Source organism: Maribacter sp. MAR_2009_72 (genome assembly GCF_007827235.1).
In the GTDB taxonomy this organism is placed as follows: domain Bacteria; phylum Bacteroidota; class Bacteroidia; order Flavobacteriales; family Flavobacteriaceae; genus Maribacter; species Maribacter sedimenticola.
On sequence record NZ_VISB01000001.1, the window covers coordinates 2,075,832 to 2,094,054 of the forward strand.

Annotated in this window: 15 protein-coding genes; 2 read left to right on the forward strand and 13 right to left on the reverse strand. The window is 39.0% G+C overall.

What is annotated here, in order from left to right:
- Positions 1 to 54 precede the first annotated feature (54 nt).
- A complete protein-coding gene (locus JM81_RS08625) occupies positions 55 to 735 on the forward strand; it encodes a head GIN domain-containing protein (RefSeq protein ID WP_144802359.1) in 681 nt (226 codons plus the stop codon).
- On the opposite strand, the gene JM81_RS08630 is transcribed toward JM81_RS08625, so the two are convergent.
- The 8 genes from JM81_RS08630 to abc-f all read right to left on the reverse strand — a co-directional run bounded on the left by JM81_RS08630 (position 736) and on the right by abc-f (position 11,891).
- On the reverse strand, positions 736 to 918 hold the full coding sequence (locus tag JM81_RS08630; RefSeq protein ID WP_089260645.1) for a CPXCG motif-containing cysteine-rich protein: 183 nt from the start codon (positions 916 to 918) through the stop codon (positions 736 to 738). It abuts the gene before it with no gap.
- Between the two features lie 6 nt (positions 919 to 924).
- The gene (locus JM81_RS08635) at positions 925 to 1,602 is read right to left on the reverse strand and encodes a hypothetical protein (RefSeq protein ID WP_144802361.1); all 678 of its coding nucleotides are present in this window, start codon (positions 1,600 to 1,602) and stop codon (positions 925 to 927) included.
- A gap of 19 nt (positions 1,603 to 1,621) precedes the next feature.
- The gene (locus JM81_RS08640; protein WP_144802364.1) at positions 1,622 to 2,986 is read right to left on the reverse strand and encodes a TolC family protein; all 1,365 of its coding nucleotides are present in this window, start codon (positions 2,984 to 2,986) and stop codon (positions 1,622 to 1,624) included.
- Positions 2,987 to 3,023: 37 nt separating this feature from the next.
- Positions 3,024 to 6,254 (reverse strand): efflux RND transporter permease subunit, encoded by a 3,231-nt coding sequence (locus tag JM81_RS08645; protein WP_144802367.1) that lies wholly within the window; start codon positions 6,252 to 6,254, stop codon positions 3,024 to 3,026.
- On the reverse strand, positions 6,254 to 7,384 hold the full coding sequence (locus JM81_RS08650) for an efflux RND transporter periplasmic adaptor subunit (protein ID WP_089260648.1): 1,131 nt from the start codon (positions 7,382 to 7,384) through the stop codon (positions 6,254 to 6,256). Before JM81_RS08650 ends, JM81_RS08645 begins: the two co-directional genes overlap by 1 nt.
- 467 nt (positions 7,385 to 7,851) lie before the next feature.
- Positions 7,852 to 8,733 (reverse strand): hypothetical protein, encoded by an 882-nt coding sequence (locus JM81_RS08655; RefSeq protein ID WP_144802370.1) that lies wholly within the window; start codon positions 8,731 to 8,733, stop codon positions 7,852 to 7,854.
- Positions 8,734 to 8,945: 212 nt separating this feature from the next.
- Positions 8,946 to 9,824 (reverse strand): leucine-rich repeat domain-containing protein, encoded by an 879-nt coding sequence (locus JM81_RS08660; RefSeq protein WP_144802373.1) that lies wholly within the window; start codon positions 9,822 to 9,824, stop codon positions 8,946 to 8,948.
- Between the two features lie 159 nt (positions 9,825 to 9,983).
- Positions 9,984 to 11,891, reverse strand: coding sequence for a ribosomal protection-like ABC-F family protein (abc-f, locus tag JM81_RS08665; protein ID WP_144802377.1), 1,908 nt, complete (start codon positions 11,889 to 11,891; stop codon positions 9,984 to 9,986).
- Positions 11,892 to 12,024: 133 nt separating this feature from the next.
- On the opposite strand from abc-f, the gene JM81_RS08670 reads away from it, so the two are divergent.
- Positions 12,025 to 12,414 (forward strand): DUF983 domain-containing protein, encoded by a 390-nt coding sequence (locus JM81_RS08670; RefSeq protein ID WP_089261234.1) that lies wholly within the window; start codon positions 12,025 to 12,027, stop codon positions 12,412 to 12,414.
- Here the strand turns inward: JM81_RS08670 and JM81_RS08675 are convergent.
- The 5 genes from JM81_RS08675 to gldK form a co-directional block, all read right to left on the reverse strand.
- Entirely contained in the window at positions 12,411 to 13,454 is a 1,044-nt protein-coding gene (locus tag JM81_RS08675) for an NAD(P)/FAD-dependent oxidoreductase (RefSeq protein WP_144802380.1), read from the reverse strand. The two genes, JM81_RS08670 and JM81_RS08675, sit on opposite strands and share 4 nt — an antisense overlap.
- A gap of 101 nt (positions 13,455 to 13,555) precedes the next feature.
- Positions 13,556 to 14,443 (reverse strand): gliding motility protein GldN, encoded by an 888-nt coding sequence (gene gldN / locus JM81_RS08680; protein ID WP_144802383.1) that lies wholly within the window; start codon positions 14,441 to 14,443, stop codon positions 13,556 to 13,558.
- Positions 14,444 to 14,503: 60 nt separating this feature from the next.
- A complete protein-coding gene (gene gldM / locus JM81_RS08685) occupies positions 14,504 to 16,060 on the reverse strand; it encodes a gliding motility protein GldM (RefSeq protein WP_144802385.1) in 1,557 nt (518 codons plus the stop codon).
- Positions 16,061 to 16,112: 52 nt separating this feature from the next.
- Positions 16,113 to 16,766: a gliding motility protein GldL gene (gene gldL / locus JM81_RS08690; protein ID WP_089260655.1), complete on the reverse strand. Its 654-nt coding sequence runs from the start codon at positions 16,764 to 16,766 to the stop codon at positions 16,113 to 16,115.
- Between the two features lie 84 nt (positions 16,767 to 16,850).
- Positions 16,851 to 18,215: a gliding motility lipoprotein GldK gene (gene gldK / locus JM81_RS08695; RefSeq protein WP_089260656.1), complete on the reverse strand. Its 1,365-nt coding sequence runs from the start codon at positions 18,213 to 18,215 to the stop codon at positions 16,851 to 16,853.
- Positions 18,216 to 18,223: the final 8 nt, after the last annotated feature.

An 18,223-nucleotide genomic window follows, 5' to 3' on the forward strand; every position in this document is an offset into this window, starting at 1 on the left:
TCTTGTATAACCAAAGCTGTGGTGTAACTTTGATGCATAACCAAGCTCAGTCACATGAAAATTTTGACCCTCCCCCTATTGTTCCTTTGCACGTTTATAACGTGTTGGGGCCAACACAACCAAACCATACCCTTACAGAAATTCAATGAACTAAAAGTGTACGATCGTATCAGTGTAAGCCTGGTCAAGGACAACGAGAACAAGCTTGTAATACGTGGCGAGGACAAAGATGATGTTAGCATTCAGGAAAGCAATGGGCAGTTAAAGATCAAAATGGCGATCCATGAATTTTTGTCCGGGAATACCGTTACCATAAAACTTCATTATACGGAACCCCTAACCGTTATCGACGCCAATGAAAATGCGCGCATCATTTCTGAAAATAACGTACGTGCCGGAACATTGGATATAAAGGCTCAGGAAGCGGGTCTAATTATACTCAACCTAGAAGCGACCACGGTACATATAAAAAGTACGACCGGCAGCGAGATCAAACTTTCCGGAACTACCCAAACACAGGATATCCATATTAATACCGGGGGCAAGGTAGATACCAAAAAACTAAAAAGTGAAAATACAGAGGTTACCGTACTGGCCGGAGGACGCGCCGAAATATTTGCCACTGAAAAGGTGACGGCCAAGGTAAAGGCGGGCGGAAACATCATTATTCATGGTAATCCAAAAATTGTGGACCGGGACGATACCTTTGGAGGCGTAATTACTATACTGCAGTAATTATTGCTCTATGCTCTGGGCATGGAAACCCACCAGCTCATTTTCCTGAAATTGGGGCGTGACCTCAATGGGGTTGCAGCAAACCTCACAATCCTCCACATAGGTTTGTTGCCCCACGGACGGGTCAAGAAGCATGGAAACCTCTTCCCAACAATAGGGACATTGAAAAAAATGCTCGTACATACGCTGTTAAATTCCCTTTAGCTCGTTGGTCAATTTCTTTAAGGTCATGGACTGTATTAAGTTATCCGCATTGGAAGTAAAAATGGTATGCTGGCCCAATTTTAGATAAAGGGTGTCTTCCTCGGTATCCAAATAAACATCTGAGGCGGTAGCATTAATTTCTTCCAATTTTACGTCAAAACGTTTTTTTAAGGTGATGCGCTCCCCTTGTTTGGTCAGTTCAAAACCGGTATAATCAAACAGTCGTTTTAGTCCGCTAAAAAAGGTAAAACCAATAAATACCAAAGATGCCATGGTAAATTTATAGGCCAAGGTGAACACATCCAACTCATCGCCATTGATAAAGGTCATAACCAGGTTTATACAACCATATATTCCCAAAAGAAAGACCAATATCCCAATTACAATTCCTATAATATCCGTAAACAAGGCCTTATTGGTGCGCGTTATGGTCAATTCGTCCGCATTTCTTTCCGCCGTAAAACCAAAATCCTTTAAATAATCCAGATTGTTAATCTCTGACAGTTTACGGGCAATGGAATTTTCCAAGGCAGTGGTATCCGTGGCAATAGCACGGGTATTCAACTCGTCCCTTAGTTTCAGCTGTGATTCAAAAGTCAACAACGATTCCTGCTGTAATATTACAACAAGTTCGCTATCCGTTTTATCGCTATACATATTCATACCTCCTAATTAATACCCGTTACAGTTCTACGTTCAATAACTGGCCGGTAAGCTGCAGTAATTGTAGTTCGGCCAATTTGGCGTCATATTTTGCAAGATTCTTATTGGTCTGCGCATTCAACAAATTGATCTGCGCCTGCCTAAATTCAATAGATGTAATACTTCCCAATTGAAATTGTTCCCGAGAACGTTCAAAATTGTTCTGGTTGGTAAGTACGTTCTGCTCTTGAATCTGATAAATCTTTAACCTATTCTCATAAATGGCCAATGCATTTTGAATATCCCTGTTCACCTCCAATTCTACCTGCATACGAAGCAACTCTTGATTGGCATAGGTAATTTTTGCATTCTTGACACGTACCGTAGTACCACCGCCGTCAAATAGGTTCCAAGTAAGGCTTGCACCCAAGCTCATACTGCCTACATTGGAGTTTGTGCCCGGAAAAACGGCTCCCGTCAAGAAAGCGGACGGTGCGTTCTGGTTTCTATTCCACCCATATGAACCGGTAAGTTCTATCGTTGGTAGATAACCGGATTTGTTGACCTTAATATCATACGCATTAATAGTTAAATTGGTCTCTGTCTGTAGAATGGCCACGTTATTGGAAATGGAATTCTCTATATATTCCATAATCTGAAACTTAGGGATAAAAACAATGGTGGTATCCACTTCATATTCCTCGTTCAGGTTTTGGTTCAATACTACGTTAAGATCACGTTTGGCATTGGCCAGTTGCTGTTCCGTATTCAACAGATTAATACTGTCATTGGTAACATCTACCTGGGCATTCAATATATCCAGCTTAGTATTTTGTCCGTATTCAAAGGAATATTCCGCTCGCTGTATACGGTCTTTAGAAATATTCAGCGCCTGCATCTGTACGTTCTTGTTTTCCGTTAATCTGGCGATCTCAAAATATACACTGAACATTTGCAACATGGTATTCTCAATGGTCTCCCGTGCCTGCAAAGTGCTTAACTGGTACTGCTCCTTTAACCGTTTAAATGTATAGAACCTTCCCAACCCATCAAAAAGGGTATAGTTTAAATTTATGGCCGCGTTATACCGCTGGCTTTCGGCATCATTTACCTCAATATCTCCCCTTGGGCTACCATCATCGTTCAACTGACCGGGAAATTCCGTTCTGGTATCATTGTTATTATATGTTGCGCCCGCAGTACCCGTTAAGGTTGGTAGATAGCCAGAATTTAGGACACTTGCGTTATTCTCCGCAATATCTATCTGGTTCTTTGCTATTTCAATGCCAAAATTATTCTCCAAGGCCTTGACCACGGCCTCTTCCTTTGAAAGCTTCTTCTCTTGGGCAATTGCCCCAAAAACCGGAAACAATACCCATACAAATATCAATCGTAATCTCCTCATTGTGCTATACCTTCTTATTGCTGATTCAATTTTCATCCTATTCACTATCATGGGAATGCTGCATATGGTTTTCCAAATGTGCCGCTTCTTTTTTCTCCACAATGGCACGCTCTACCTCTTCCTTGGTAATCTTATGGCCAGAAGCCAACATTCTGTTCTTGGATTTTAAATTATTGCTGAACGACAGGAACAAGGGGAGCATTAACAAAGTCAGTACCGTTGCAATACCTATACCATATGCAATGGATATGGCCATAGGTTTTAAAAATTGGGCCTGTCTACTGGTCTCCAACATGAGCGGTGCAAGACCGGCAATTGTAGTAATGGACGTTAGAAAAATAGCCCTAAACCTAGATTTACCGGCTTCAAATATGGCATTATCAAAGGTCATACCTTCGCGTAAATTGGAATTGAACTTACCGATTAACACTAAGCCATCATTTACCATAATACCTACAAGGGCAATGATTCCCAGCAATGAAATTACATTGATCGGAAAATCATGGATCCAGTGACCCCAAGCCACGGCCGTAAAACTGAACGGTACCAACAATAGTAACATTAGGGGCTGACTAAAGCTCCTGAACGTAAACGCTATGGTAATATAAATCAATAAAAGCACGGTGAACCCAACCAGTTTCAATGAACCAGTAAGTTTACCCAACTCCCTGTTCTGGCCCTCATAAGAGGCACTAACCGTAGGATATTTTGATTGTATTTCCGGCATAATGACATTCTGTATCTCTGTCATGATCTCCGTAGGACTGTCCTTAACATCCTTCATATCCGCAGATACCTGAATTTCTCGTCTGCCCTCTAACCTATTGATCGCAACATCACCACGCTCAATGGTGTATTCCGCAATTTCCTTAAGCGGTACACGCTCACCGGTAGGGGTTACGATTCTCATATCGTCCAAATTGGTGATCGAGGAACGTTCATCACGTTCATACCTTACCCACACCCTTATCTCATCCTGAGACCTTTGAAAACGTTGCGCCTGTACACCAAAGAACCCAGATCTCACCTGTGCCATGATAGCACGTAGGTCCAAGCCCAACAAATAGGCATTCTCCTTTAACGTTAAGCGTATTTCCTTGATTCCCGCCGGATCGTTATCCGATATATCCTTTAACCTAGGATTGGTCACCAAGGTATTCTTTAGTTCGGTCTTTGCGGCCTTAAGCTCTTCAATATTATTGCCCAAAAGGGATACGGAGACCGGAGAACCACCAAAGTTACCTCCAGAACCATAAATTAAACTCTCTACACCAATTACGGGACCCACAAGTTCCTCTAACCTACTGGTAACCATATCCGCAGAAATGACGTCCGGTCTTTCCTCACCAGGTAATAGGTTAAGCGTTAATTGGGCGGTAGATGACCCCGGACCCAATTGCCTGATTATATTTTCGAACAACACCTTGTCCGTACCCTTTAAATACTTTTCGGTCAATTCCTGATTTACGATTTCCGCTTTTTCCTCGATCATGGAAATAATAGAATCCGTGATCTTTTCATTGGTACCGTTTGGCATTTCCAGTTCAATACCTACCCTATCACTGGCAACCCTTGGAAAAAATGCGGTTCTGATGATTCCCCCGCCAACAGAGCCAATGGTCAAGATAAAGGCAGCGGCAAAAATACTGAACATAAATACCTTGTACTTCATGGAAAAATGTAGAACGGGCGTATACAGGGTATCACGCATCCATGTCATAAGTCGGTCCCCAAATTCATTGATGACCCTTAATTTGGCAAACGCATTTGCAAATCCTGTTTTTGGTTTATCATCTATGGGCTGTAATGCCTTGGAGTGTGCCAAGTGGGCCGGTAGTATAATCAAAGCCTCTACCAGAGAAACCACTAAAGTCAATATTACGATTACCGATACCTCGCCAAAAAATTCCCCGATCCTACTATCCAAAAACAAGAAGATAGAAAATGCCAATATGGTGGTAATAATGGCCGATATAATAGGAGGCAATACCTCCATAGTACCATCTACAGCAGCTTGTACCGGAGATTTTCCTTTTTCGTAATGCTGATAGATATTCTCTGCGATCACAATACCGTCATCTACCAAAATACCGATAACGATGATCATACCGAACAACGAGAGCACATTAATGGTTACATTAAAAAATCCTGCAAATACGAACATTCCCAAAAATGCTACCGGTAGTCCAAATGCAACCCAAAAGGCCAATCTGGTATTAAGGAACAACGATAGGAATATCAATACCAATATCATCCCCATAATAGCGTTCTCTGTCAACAATTGGGTACGTTGCACGAGCGTGGTAGATTGGTCTGATACAATATCCAGCTTTACGTTGTTATATTTTTGGTTGAATTCCTCTACGTATTCCTTCACCAGTTCCGCAGAGGCAATTAAATCCTCGCTATTGGTACTGGTAATTGTTGTACTTACGGAAAGATTACCGTTGAAATAGGTTGCATTGGGCGATTCCGCAAAACGATCCTTTACGGTTGCGACATCCTTTAAGCGGATGATAGCCCCGGACGGATCGGCCTTGACCACCAAATTGGAAAGCTCATCGCCAAAATAAGAACGATTGTTTGCCCTGATCAAATATTCTTCGGCATCGGTCTTTATATTACCTCCCGTTACCAAAATATTGGCATTACTGACCGCATTGGCCACTTCGGTAAATGTTATATTATAGGCCAATAGGTTGTTTTCATTGACGGCAATCTCTATTTCCTCTTCCGGAAAACCGGATATGGAAATTTGTGATATGCCCTGCATGGCCCGTAAATCATTCTCAATTTCCCTGCCCACGCTCTTTAGTGTGGCCAAGGGAATATTATCACCACTAATGGCAAAGGCAATGGTTTGGCGAACGGCCTCTAGTTTTGATACGATCAACGGTTCCATACCCGTAGGAAAGGTGGGTACCCGATCTACTGCATTTTTAACCTCCAGGAGCATAAAATCTATATCCTCCCCTTTTTCAATTTCCACATTGATGGTACCACTGTTCTCCCTTGATGTTGAGGTAACACGGTCTACACCTTGTAATCCTTTTAAATTATCCTCTATTTTAAGGACGATACCTTCTTCCACTTCCTGTGGAGATGCACCTGGGTAGGTAATGGTTATTGATATATTCTTGGAATCCGTTAATGGAAAGTACGATGACTTTAAGGACTTTGCACCTACAATACCAAATAGTGCAAAGGATATTACCACTACATTTACGGCAACGTGGTACCGTATAAAGTATTCTATCAGTTTGCGCATTATCCTTTGGTATTATCTGGTTGTTCAGCGTAAATTTTAACGGCCATACCGGTATAGGCCCCGATCAATGGCTTGCTCATAATCGTAACCCCGTTGGGAACATTTTTAAGGACCACACGTTTATCCGAAAAATAGACCGGATCAACATCTATGATATCCAGAACGGAATCCCTGACCACAAAAATCTGGTTTCCTTCCAACAATAAATTTCTATCTATTTCTATAGCGTTTTCCTCTTTTTTGGCATCCAAATTCGCTTCTAAATACATGCCTTCTCGCAAATTCTTATCTACGACCTCTATATAGGCCTTTACCGTTTGCGATGCCTGGTCTATATTTCCGTTTATTCGTGAAACCTTTCCTTTGTAGATTACATTATCATCTAGACTGGTAAGTTCTACGGACTCTCCTACTTTTAAAAGGTCCGTGTAGGACTTACTGATGGATACCTCCAATTCATATACTTCCGGATTAATGAACTCCCCTAACTTTTGTCCCGATCGCACCAAAGTACCTTCTGTTACCAAAGCCTCTGTCAACACACCGGTAAATGGCGCAGCAATACGATATTTTGACAAGCGCTGTTCCAAATTCTTAACATTGTAATAACTGGTCAATATACCCCTACCGGATATAAAGAACTTTTCCTTCTCCGTAGTCATCTCAGGCAGTGCCGGGGTGCTTTTGGACATATCAAAATTCTCCAGATATTTTTGCCACTTTGGATAAATATCCGGATAATCTAACCGCAAATCCGGCATTACCGAAGTTAACTGGTTAAATAGATTGCTCTTGGCAGATTGGACACTTGCCGCATATTCATCGGCATCTATATTGATAATAGTTTCCCCTTGCCTAAAGGATTGCCCTTCCTTGAACAACTTACTGCCCTTTTTAAATACGCCCTGTACTTCTGCATAAAGTTCTACACGCTGTTTGGCCGATAGGTTACCATTGGCCGTTACCACAATAGGAACGGTACCGTTTTCAACAACTTCCGTAAATACGGTCTTGACCACCTTCTCTGATCTTGGCTTAAATGTTTTCTTGCTATCAATGATAACCTTGGAAAAAAAGATGGATATGACAATTAATAATATGCCTAAACCGGTAAAAATAATTTTGCGCATTTTGTTGTTATTTATAAAACGTATCTAAAAAATACAAAGTCAAATATACCCCCCACCAACCTACTGGACCGTAGTTTTACCTTGAAACGGCCAAAAAGCAAAGTGAAACGACATTATCCTAAATTGAGTTATAGTCCAGAAACTTCATTTTCCTCATACTAGTCCCATTAACCCAATTACTATATTGACGATCATAAAAGCTATTTAATAAGGCTTTTAGAACATTTTGAACACTATTCCCTAAATTCTTAAAAAACATTGTCAAAACATGAACGTAACCGCTTTTAAACCTGCTATTTGTTTGATTATGAACAGATTTAAAAACAAAAAGCGAAACTACAAAAAAAGACATATGGCATTTGTTTTGAGCATGGTTAAAGAAATCATAAAGTATAGGTATCGTCTACTATATACTGCATAAAAAAAGGGATGCCAAGCATCCCTTTTTTATCTATATTTTATTCTAATTAGTGTTTTACATCCTCAAACTTGGTATCTACCAACCTTGTTTCGCTAACACCTACTTTACTGAACTTCATGTTCAAAAACTCATCATCACTATCAAAAACAGCCAACTTTTGCGACTGTAACTGCATTAATGAATTCAAGGACCTGAAATCGTTTCCTTGTAACTGTATAAATTCCAGGTTATTTAAACTTGCTACACTACTTGGCAGATCTCCTTCAAACTTATTATAGGATAGGATCAATTCCTTTAAATTCATCAACTTGCCAAGTTCAACATCTATTGTTCCGGCCAATTTATTGCCAAACAACTCTAATTGCTCCAATTTGGACAATTTTTCAATAGATTTTGGCAAATGGCCTTCTAGATAATTACTGGAAAGATTCAATATTTTTAAGTTTTGCAAACTCCCTATTCCATCAGGTATTTCTCCTTCCAATAGGTTATTGAACATGGACAGTTCCTCCAGATTATGCATTTTGGTATAATCCACAGGAAGACTACCACTAAATTTGTTCATTTCTAAACGTATGGCCTTCAATGTACCGACTTTAAATATTTCTTGGGGCAAATTACCCTCAAGAGCGTTGAACGCCAGGTTTAGGGTCTCTAAATTGGTAAGCGCAGTTATACCTGCGGGAATTTTACCTTTAAGATTGTTTCTATACAGTTTAAGGCCTACAACATGATTGTTTTCTATTTGTACGCCGTACCATGTAGTGGGATCCTCGTTTAAATTCCATGGGTTCTGCCAGTTTTCACCAAGCGTACTTTTATGGAACTTAATTAAATATTGTTTTTCACTTTTTGGAATTTGGGCTATGGCCGTAAAATTACAGGCCAGCACAAAAAGGACGGTTAAGCTTCTGAAGGTATTTTTCATAATGAAAAATTTTTGTTGGTTTTGGGGAATTAAATTATGCTCATCTTCTGTCAACTCTGTTAAAAAACAGGGCTGCCATAAAAAAGCAGTTATTCTATAACGTATAAAAATTGATTTTATGATAGATTATTGTATAAAAATACACAACCAAGAAAGAGATGTAGTTGTACATCTCTTTCTATCACCAAACTAACTAAAAGTGTAAACTACTCTTACTCTTCAATATCATCTTCAAATTTAGTATCCGCCATTTTGGTCTTACTAAAGTTGATATCCTTAAATTCAAGTTTTCTATCGTCCTTGTCATAATCAAAAACCAAATACTCCTTGGTCTCCAAAAACTCTAAAGCCTTAAAAGAACTAAAATTGTTATTCTGTATCTGAAATACTTCCAAACTTGCCAGTTGGGCAAATTCACTGGGTATTTCGCCATTTAAATTATTATTGGCCAAAACCAATTCCTTTAGGTTAGACAAATTGCCCATATCATTGGGTATGGCACCTTCCAATTTATTTTCAAACAATCCCAAAGTTTCCAATTGGGTCAATTGTCCTAATGAACTAGGTATATCACCATAGAAATTATTGCTGGACAAGTTCAATATCTTAAGTCCCTTTAAATTGCCTACCGTGGCAGGTATCTTACCGGTTAAGAAATTATTGAATGCGGAAAGCTCCTCTAGTTGGTACAGATTACCTATTTCCATTGGTAGCTCTCCTTTTAACCTGTTCATCTCCAGCTTCAACACCTTTAGGTTATTTAAGCTGGCTATTTCTTGGGGAAAATTCCCTGTCAATGAGTTAAAGGCCAAATTTAGTACCTCTAAATGTTCCAACTTTCCTATTTCAGAAGAGATTGGCCCCATTAGATTATTGTGAAATAAATTGATCTCCACAACTTTGTCATCTACCACCTTTACACCGTACCATTGTGAAACCGGCTTTTTCAAATCCCACTTTTTAACCCAATGCTGACCATTTGTACTTGTATAAAAATCCATTAAGGCCTTTTTCTCCTTTTTGGAAATTTCTGCAAAACATACGGTAGTCAGTAAAAACAAACTGAAACTTAAAGAGTATATTTTTTTCATATGTTGGTGGTTTTTAGTATCCAATACTTAGGAATTGTCCTACAAATTTGAACTATTAACGCTGAAAACTAAAATTTTATCGTTGTGCAACCACCGTTTGTTGTGAAAGTTAGCTTTTCTGTTATAAAACGTGTTAAAACAGGTGTCTATAAAAATACTTTAACTTAAAGACTCTATATCCATTGTAAGATTTTCCCACTGCTGCATGAGCTTTTCCAGTTTATCCTTTTTAGCCTGATAGGAATCAAAAAAATTAGGTTTTTGAATGGTAGTATCATAATCTACCAATAGATTATGGTCAATTTCCTTGATTTCCTTCTCTAGACTGCCCACCTTATTTTCTACGGAACTAAGTTGATTTTTTAAGCTTTTAAGCTTCTTTTGATCCTGAAATGAATTTTCCTTGGGCTTGACCTTTTCTACGGCAACTGTTTGTTTTTTTTCTATGGCCCTGAAATTTTCCACTTTTCGTTGTTCCAAATAGAAATCCACATCGCCCAGATATTCATTTATCCTAGAATCCTTGAATTCATAGACCTTATTGGTTAATCCTTGAAGGAAATCCCTATCGTGGGATACCAATATCAACGTACCCTCAAAATTTAAACAAGCCTGTTTTAGTACATTCTTGGATTTGATGTCCAAGTGGTTGGTAGGTTCATCCATCACCAATACATTAAAAGGCTGTAACAGCATTTTGGCCAGGGCAAGACGGTTACGTTCACCTCCTGACAATACCTTAACATACTTTTCCACCTCATCTCCCCTAAACAAAAAAGAACCTAAAATATCCCTTACCTTACTTCGGTTACTTTCATTGGCCGCGTCTATCATAGTGTCCAATATGGTTTTGTTACCATCTAGATATTCCGCTTGGTTTTGGGCAAAGTACCCTATTTGCACATTATGGCCCAATTTTAATCGGCCCTCATGCTCCAGCTCACCAACAATAATTTTTGCCAAAGTAGATTTTCCCTGTCCGTTCTGACCAACAAAGGCCGTTTTGCTATCGCGCTCTATAAGCAGGTTAATATCATCAAGGACCAAATTACTTCCGTATGATTTTGACAACCCTTCTATTTCTACCACTACCTTACCGGGTGTAATGGACACTGGAAAACGAAGGTTCATTACGCTATTATCATCTTCATCTACCTCTATACGCTCAATTTTATCGAGCTTTTTAATAAGGGACTGGGCCATTGATGCCTTTGTAGATTTGGCCCTAAATTTTTCAATTAAACGTTCTGCCTGTTGAATCTCCTTTTCCTGGTTCTTTTGGGCGTTTAACTGTTGTTGTTTAATCTCGTTGCGCAAGACCAAGTATTGGGTATATGGTTTGTTATAATCGTAGATTCGTCCCAAGGATATTTCTATGGTCCTATTGGTAACATTGTCCAAGAACATTTTATCGTGAGATACGATGACCACGGCTCCCGTATAATTATTTAAAAATTGCTCGAACCAAATGATCGATTCAATATCCAAATGGTTGGTTGGCTCATCCAGCAAAAGCACATCGTTACTCTGCAACAATAGTTTTGCCAATTCAATTCTCATTCGCCATCCACCTGAAAAAGTTTCGGTCTTTTTATCAAAATCTTCCCGCTTAAATCCTAAGCCCTGTAATATCTTTTCTGTTTCGCCTTGATAATTATAACCTCCCAAAATCTCATAATGCTGGGAGACATCGTTAAGGTCTATGATAAGCTGACTATACGAATCCGTTTCATAATCCGTACGTTCTGCCAGTTGATGATTGATCTCATCTAACCTAAGCTCCAATTTTTTGATTTCCTCAAATGCCTGATAGGCTTCTTCCAAAACGGTTCTTCCCTGTACAAAATCTATATCTTGCCTAAGAAAACCGATTTTAATATCCTTTTCTACCGCTATAACCCCGGTATCCAGAGCCATGTCCCTATTCAACAATTTTAGCAGTGTAGATTTTCCCGCACCGTTTTTACCTACTAAGCCTACTCTATTCCCTGCATTTAGACGAAAAGAAATTTCCTCGAACAAATATTCTCCGCCAAAGGAGACTGATAGGTTATGAACGTTTAACATAAAATATAATTCTTCTGTTTTAATTTTTACCCATAACAAATGATAGGGCAAACTGTATACTTTTAATTTTTTGGACGGTTATCAAAAGGATAAAAAGAGCCGCCTTTTTGTATCTTTACATAAAGTTTTGCAAATGTTAAAAAAAGGAAACAAACTCTACAGCATTTTAACAGGAAGTTGTCCCCGATGTCATCAAGAAAGTATGTATTTGGATAAAAACCCCTATCATTTAAGCAAAATTTTTAAAATGCATGAAAAGTGCGGTCATTGTGGTTTTAAATATAAGATAGAACCCTCTTTTTTTTATGGAGCCATGTATGTTAGTTATGCGGTAGGAATTGCTTTTGCGGTTGCCGCCTTTGTAATTGCAAGGCTTTTTATTGGTGCAGACCTTATACAGACTTTTATCGCCATTGTTTTAACCATGATTGCCTTTATGCCGGTTATCATGCGGCTATCCAGAAATATATGGATCAACATTTTTGTGAAGTATGAAGCTAGTACCAAGGCCAACACACCTTAATTGGGTAAAAATCTATTAATGTCCATTTCCTTATCCAAAGGCCTTTGCATTTCTATATGTTCAAAAAGTGCCTTGGATGCCCATGGACCTATCATAATCCCGTGAGAACCAAAACCGTTCAACACCCACATATTAGGGTATTGCGGATGTTTACCTACCAAGGGCCTTCTATCCTTTACCGTTGGCCTAACCCCCGCTTCTTGGCCTACGATCGTATATTTGCATTTTAAAAGGGTATTCAATTTATTGATGATTTCCTTTTCTGCCCACAGGGTAATGTCGTTATCCCTATCACCCCTGTTATAAGTAGCCCCAACCTTATACCGATCATTTCCTAATGGAATAAGGAACAGGGAAAATTTTACAAGACATTCTTCCTTTAATTCCTTGGATTCTATAATGAGATACTCCCCTTTTGAACCCTGTAAGGGCAAATACTTAAAATATGGATTTGTAGTAAGTCCAAAGCCTTCACAAAAAATGATATGCCTGGCCGTGACCGCACCATAGACCACTTCATTGCTACCAATTTTTAATTTATTGTAATCAAAGGTCTCATAGTGCATTATTCCTTGTTCTACCAACCACTGTTCATAGGTATCTAGCAATAATGAAGTATTTAATTTTCCGGTATGCAGTACTTTTCCCAATTTGTTGGGCACGTTAAGATGGGGATTATCATTAGTGACCAATTGGGTATCCAAAAATAGCTTTAGCCGTTCCTTATCCGCAGCCTCATACCATAAATTCTGTTCCTCTATTGAAGCAAACTTTCGTAATACGCTTAATCTCCTGTTAAAATGAACTCCTAAGAACTGCTCTAGTTGGGTATAAAATTCCGTGGCATAAAACAATTGTTCATCTGCTTTCCAAGAAAGTGTAAACCGCTTTAGGATTATAGGATTGTAAAGGCCTCCGGCCACCCTGGAGGATGTTTGCGATCGATCATTGAACACTACAAACGTCTTGTTGTTTCGCCGTAAAGTTTCACAAAAAGAAGTTCCGGCCAACCCTAACCCTACCACTATATAATCTACCATTGGGCAAATGTAATCACAAAACCATAAAATGTTTTATAAAAACAAAAAACCCAATCTTAGGATTGGGTTTTTAAAAAATGAATTGGATTTTTATATGGAGCTTAATAAGCCCACATATCTTGTTCTTTATCTCTGATCGTTTCCTTGATACGTTTTGCCTCAAGCAATTGGAACAATGCATTGTCAGAAATATAGGAATCAATTTCCCTATCTCCCTGTACGTTATCCTCTTTATAGATAACCGCGTTGAACCTACGTGCATTCAGCAACATATCAAAAGATATGGGTTGTGCAGAGTTTTGTTGGTTGAACACCTTTGCCTCATGTAAAATCTCACGGGCATCTGGGTACCATACCCAAAACAATTCTACCATATCTGGGTTATCGTCATCCATGAAGTTGACATCCGGTGCTACCGGTGCAATCCCCAAAAGACGATACTTTAATTCTCCCTGCCTTTTGTCAAAATACCAAATTCCTTTAATATGGTACTCTTCAATGTCTGCCGCGGAAATACTTCTACGAGTAATGTACTCTTCAGAAACCGTTTCTCCGGCATTCATTTGTTCGTATCCATAATCCAAGGTATCAACCATTTGCAAGGCATCCTTTAAATCGTCATACGATCTTTTTTTAGTGAAATAAGAATCTGTATACGTTTCTAATTTTCCACTCTTTAAATTTTTAATCAGAACATGATATAAAGACCTTCTATCCGGTCCAATATCCATGGTATCCGTAGGATAATATAGTGGGAAGTTTACACGCTCATCCAAATCTACGGTCTCCCATAAAGTTTTGGACCAAAGTATATCCCTATCATCTACATAACCATATTCCAAGGGTGCATCGTTATCTACGGCTTTCTGCGCTTCTGTACGAATACCAACCTCTTCAGGTTTTTTGGCATTCAAAACATTTGCCTGGGCCATCATAGATATGGGCAACATTGTTACCGCCCCGATTACAAAAACATTTTTCCAATTCATGTTTGTTTCACTTTAAAATTAACCGGGCAAGATCAACTTACCCGGTATCATTCCATTTATTTAGTTTGTAATCTCCACAACAACTGGAGATACTTTCTTCAACTTGTAACTTTTGTTATTGGTGATGTATGCTTCAATATCGAAAATCTGCACGATATCACCTCTTTTTGCACGTTGTAAAGCCGCTTTAGCTTTGCTGTCCATTTTGTTTCCTCTAACAGAAACAGTTGGCTGTCCCGGCACCTTGAATTTAAAACCGCTTACCGCAAGGTTCAAATCAAAATCAAAATCCTCTAGACCCGCACCTATAGTAGCGATCTCTACGTTTCTTTTAGGAAGCTTAATGCTACCAGTCTGCTTACTAATACTACCTTCTGGCCTTGGAATATCCTTGATCCTGAATTCAGATTTAGAAGTTATAGGCTGACCATCTGGCAATGTACCTGAAGCTGTAATGGTAACCGTTCTACCCGTTCCTGGGTTCATTACGTATTTACTACCGCTAACCGCTTTAAGACCAGGAGCAGAAGCCCTTACCTTATTGTTTGGTATACCTGGTATAGAAATAGACATTGGGTTGGCAACACCTCTATATACCACGTTCATCTTGTCAGCAGCGATCAATGCTGCATTTGGCTTGGAAATAGTAGCAAAAGAATTGTTCACCTCTACAGGAATTTCTTCACCGTCTTGCTTAAAGTAGATCGTACCTTTTACTTCATGATCACCAGCAGAACCAGAATTGATAAGCATTTTTACACCACCTGCCTCTAATTTATAATCAGTACCTTCAGATAATTTTCTACCGTCCAAGGTTAACTCAGCTCTTACCGGAGTAGAAGAGTTATCCGTTTTGCTGATGATGATCTTACCATCGTACTTTTCACCTGCATAATAAGCAGATTTAGTAGCCGCAAGGGATGTAGCAAAGTTCTTTAAAGATACCTGACTGGTCAACTCACCTTCTAGCATAGATTTTAAAGCTGCTTCTTCAGTAACTTTTACATCTGCTTGAAGAGCTGTCAATTTAGCCAATGAAGCTACTAAAGGATAACCTTCATAATGATAGTTGATCCAATCTTGCATACCATCTTTAGCTTGTACCTTACCTTCAGCATTTCCTGTTTGGAAACGATCTATAACCGAGCTCTTTAATGAAGCTGGTACGATAGCCGCAACATTATCCCTATAGTCAGTAAGTCTTTTCATGAACTCTTTTCCTCCTTCTGAAAGGTTGTCCCCTTGAAAGAACTTTTGATCTAAGAAATCTGAATTGTCCATTCTTGCATAATCCTTTGGATTCTCAAGACCTTCCGTCATTCCAGTTTTAAGCGACTCTAGGTAATCATAATACTCTTGAGACATTGCTTTGATCTGTTGAGCATTCTTGTACAGCTTTTCATATTTAGCCGCATCTTCAGATGCTTTGGTTTCCAGACTACCCAAGAACGCTTCGTTACTTGCGGTTGTCATTGCGTTTGAAGTCTCTAGCTTTTCATTCATTATACCGAATGCGGCCAATACTTCCTTACTCATATTTAGTGCCAACATCGCGATGAAGATCAAATACATTAAGTTGATCATCTTCTGACGTGGTGTTGCTTTTCCTCCTGCCATGGATTTTTAGATTTTAATTATTAATTAATTTGGGGTTTGGTAAAAAATCCAATTAGTTTTTACTCATTGCAGATAACATACCACCGTAAACACCGTTCAATGAAGAAAGGTTGGTAGACAAAGATGCCATTTGATCTTTTAGTGCACTTGCATTCTGAACTACTTCCTCGTTTACGGAAGCTTGTCTGCTAGCGCTTTCCAACTGTACTTTATAAAGACTGTTCAAAGACTCCATTTGAGCTGCAGCTTGAACCATTTCACTAGAATATTTCTTTGTAGACTCCATTGCATCTACTGTTGGAGCGATACCTTTGGCAGCGCCTTCAAAATTCTTAATGCTAGTTCCCAAGCTTTCCATAAGACTTGCATCTACGCCAGCTTCTTTTAACAAATCATCTAATTTCTTAGATAAAGATGCTTCTGCTTCTTTTACTTCTGCAGCTTGACCTTTTTTAGGTGCTTTGCTTTCACCACCAGCTAATTCTGGGTATACCAATGACCAATCTAAATCGTCATCAACTGGTTCAAATGCACTGATCGCAAATATAAGGGCCTCAGTAATAAGACCTACCGCTAATAATAGACCACCTGTTAGTGGACCAAATTCCCAGTGTAGAATTTTAAACAATGCTCCAATAATTACTACTGATGCTCCTAGGCCATAGGCCATGTTAAATAATTTTTTTGTGGATTTTGACTGTGCCATGATTTTAATTTAATTAAGGTTTAATAAAAAAGATTTGGTTAAAAATTTAATTTGAATTTATTATAAAACTGTTAATATTTCTATTTATTGTGTAGAGTCCTCTTCACCCATATAATCTTGTACGGTCCTGAAACCTATGTAACTACGGGCAGAATCTGCATATTCGTAATCCCTGGTACTTACTTGTAAGAAGTATGCAACATCTTTCCAAGAACCACCTCTAATTACTTTTCTGGTATTGGACTGATCACCTCCGTTAGGGTTCATTGTGGATACGTAATCATATGCACTTGGGTCATAACTAGAGTTTGTCCACTCAGAAACGTTACCGGCCATATTGTACATATTAAAATCGTTTGGCTCATAGGATTTAGCCTCTACGGTATACAATGCCGCATCTGCTGCATAATCACCTCGCTGAGGTTTAAAGTTGGCCATGAAACAACCTGTATCACTAATTACATATGGTCCACCCCAAGGATATGTTCCACCTTCAATGCCTCCTCTGGCAGCATATTCCCATTCTGCCTCTGTAGGTAACCTAAATTGATTGACGAACTGTCTTCCACGACTCTTATTATCATCATTCTTGAACTTGGTTCTCCAATTACAAAATGCTTTGGCCTGTTTCCAAGTAATACCTACTACAGGATAATCACTATAGGCATCATGCCAAAAATAATCATTGTGCATTGGCTCGTTATACGAATAGGAGAAATCCCTTATCCATACCGTGGTATCCGGATATATCTCAACCTCTTCCGTACGTATAAATTCTTTTCTGCTTTTGTTTCCTTTGATCGATGCACGTGCAGCGGCTTCTATATCCATCCAATTGTACTTGTATTTCAACTGTTTTACATCAATAGTACGCTGTCCGTTGTAAGACTCCTCCTCAGACAAGTAAATGCTGTCCATAATCTCGGTATAATATTCATCTGGATATTCCGAAGTGTCCCAAATTAAATCCTCATCCTTGTTCAAGGCCCTACCTTCATAACCGGTTTTGCCCATTCCTGAATAATTGTCCAACATATATTTGTCATATACTGAAGACCTGGTCGTATCCGCATCCTTAAATGCATAATCACCAATACCGCCTTCTTCAGGACCAATTCCCAACTCATCGGCCAAAATGGCCAATTTGGTTCTTACGATAGAATCCTTTACCCACTCTACGAATTGACGGTATTCGCTATTCGTAATTTCGGTATCATCCATATAGAAGGAACGTACCGTAACCGTTTTGGTAGGTGCGTTCAACAATTTTGCTTGGTCTTCTTCACTTTTACCCATAATGAAAGAACCTCTTGGGATAAGTTCCATTCCATATGGTTTTTCGGGATACCACTTTTTTCCCTGGACTCCAGTTAGCTCACCTTTCTGTTTAGACCCACAACTTGTGAGTAAAAAAACAAACGCTATAGAGGATAACAATAGCTTCTTCATACTTTAGG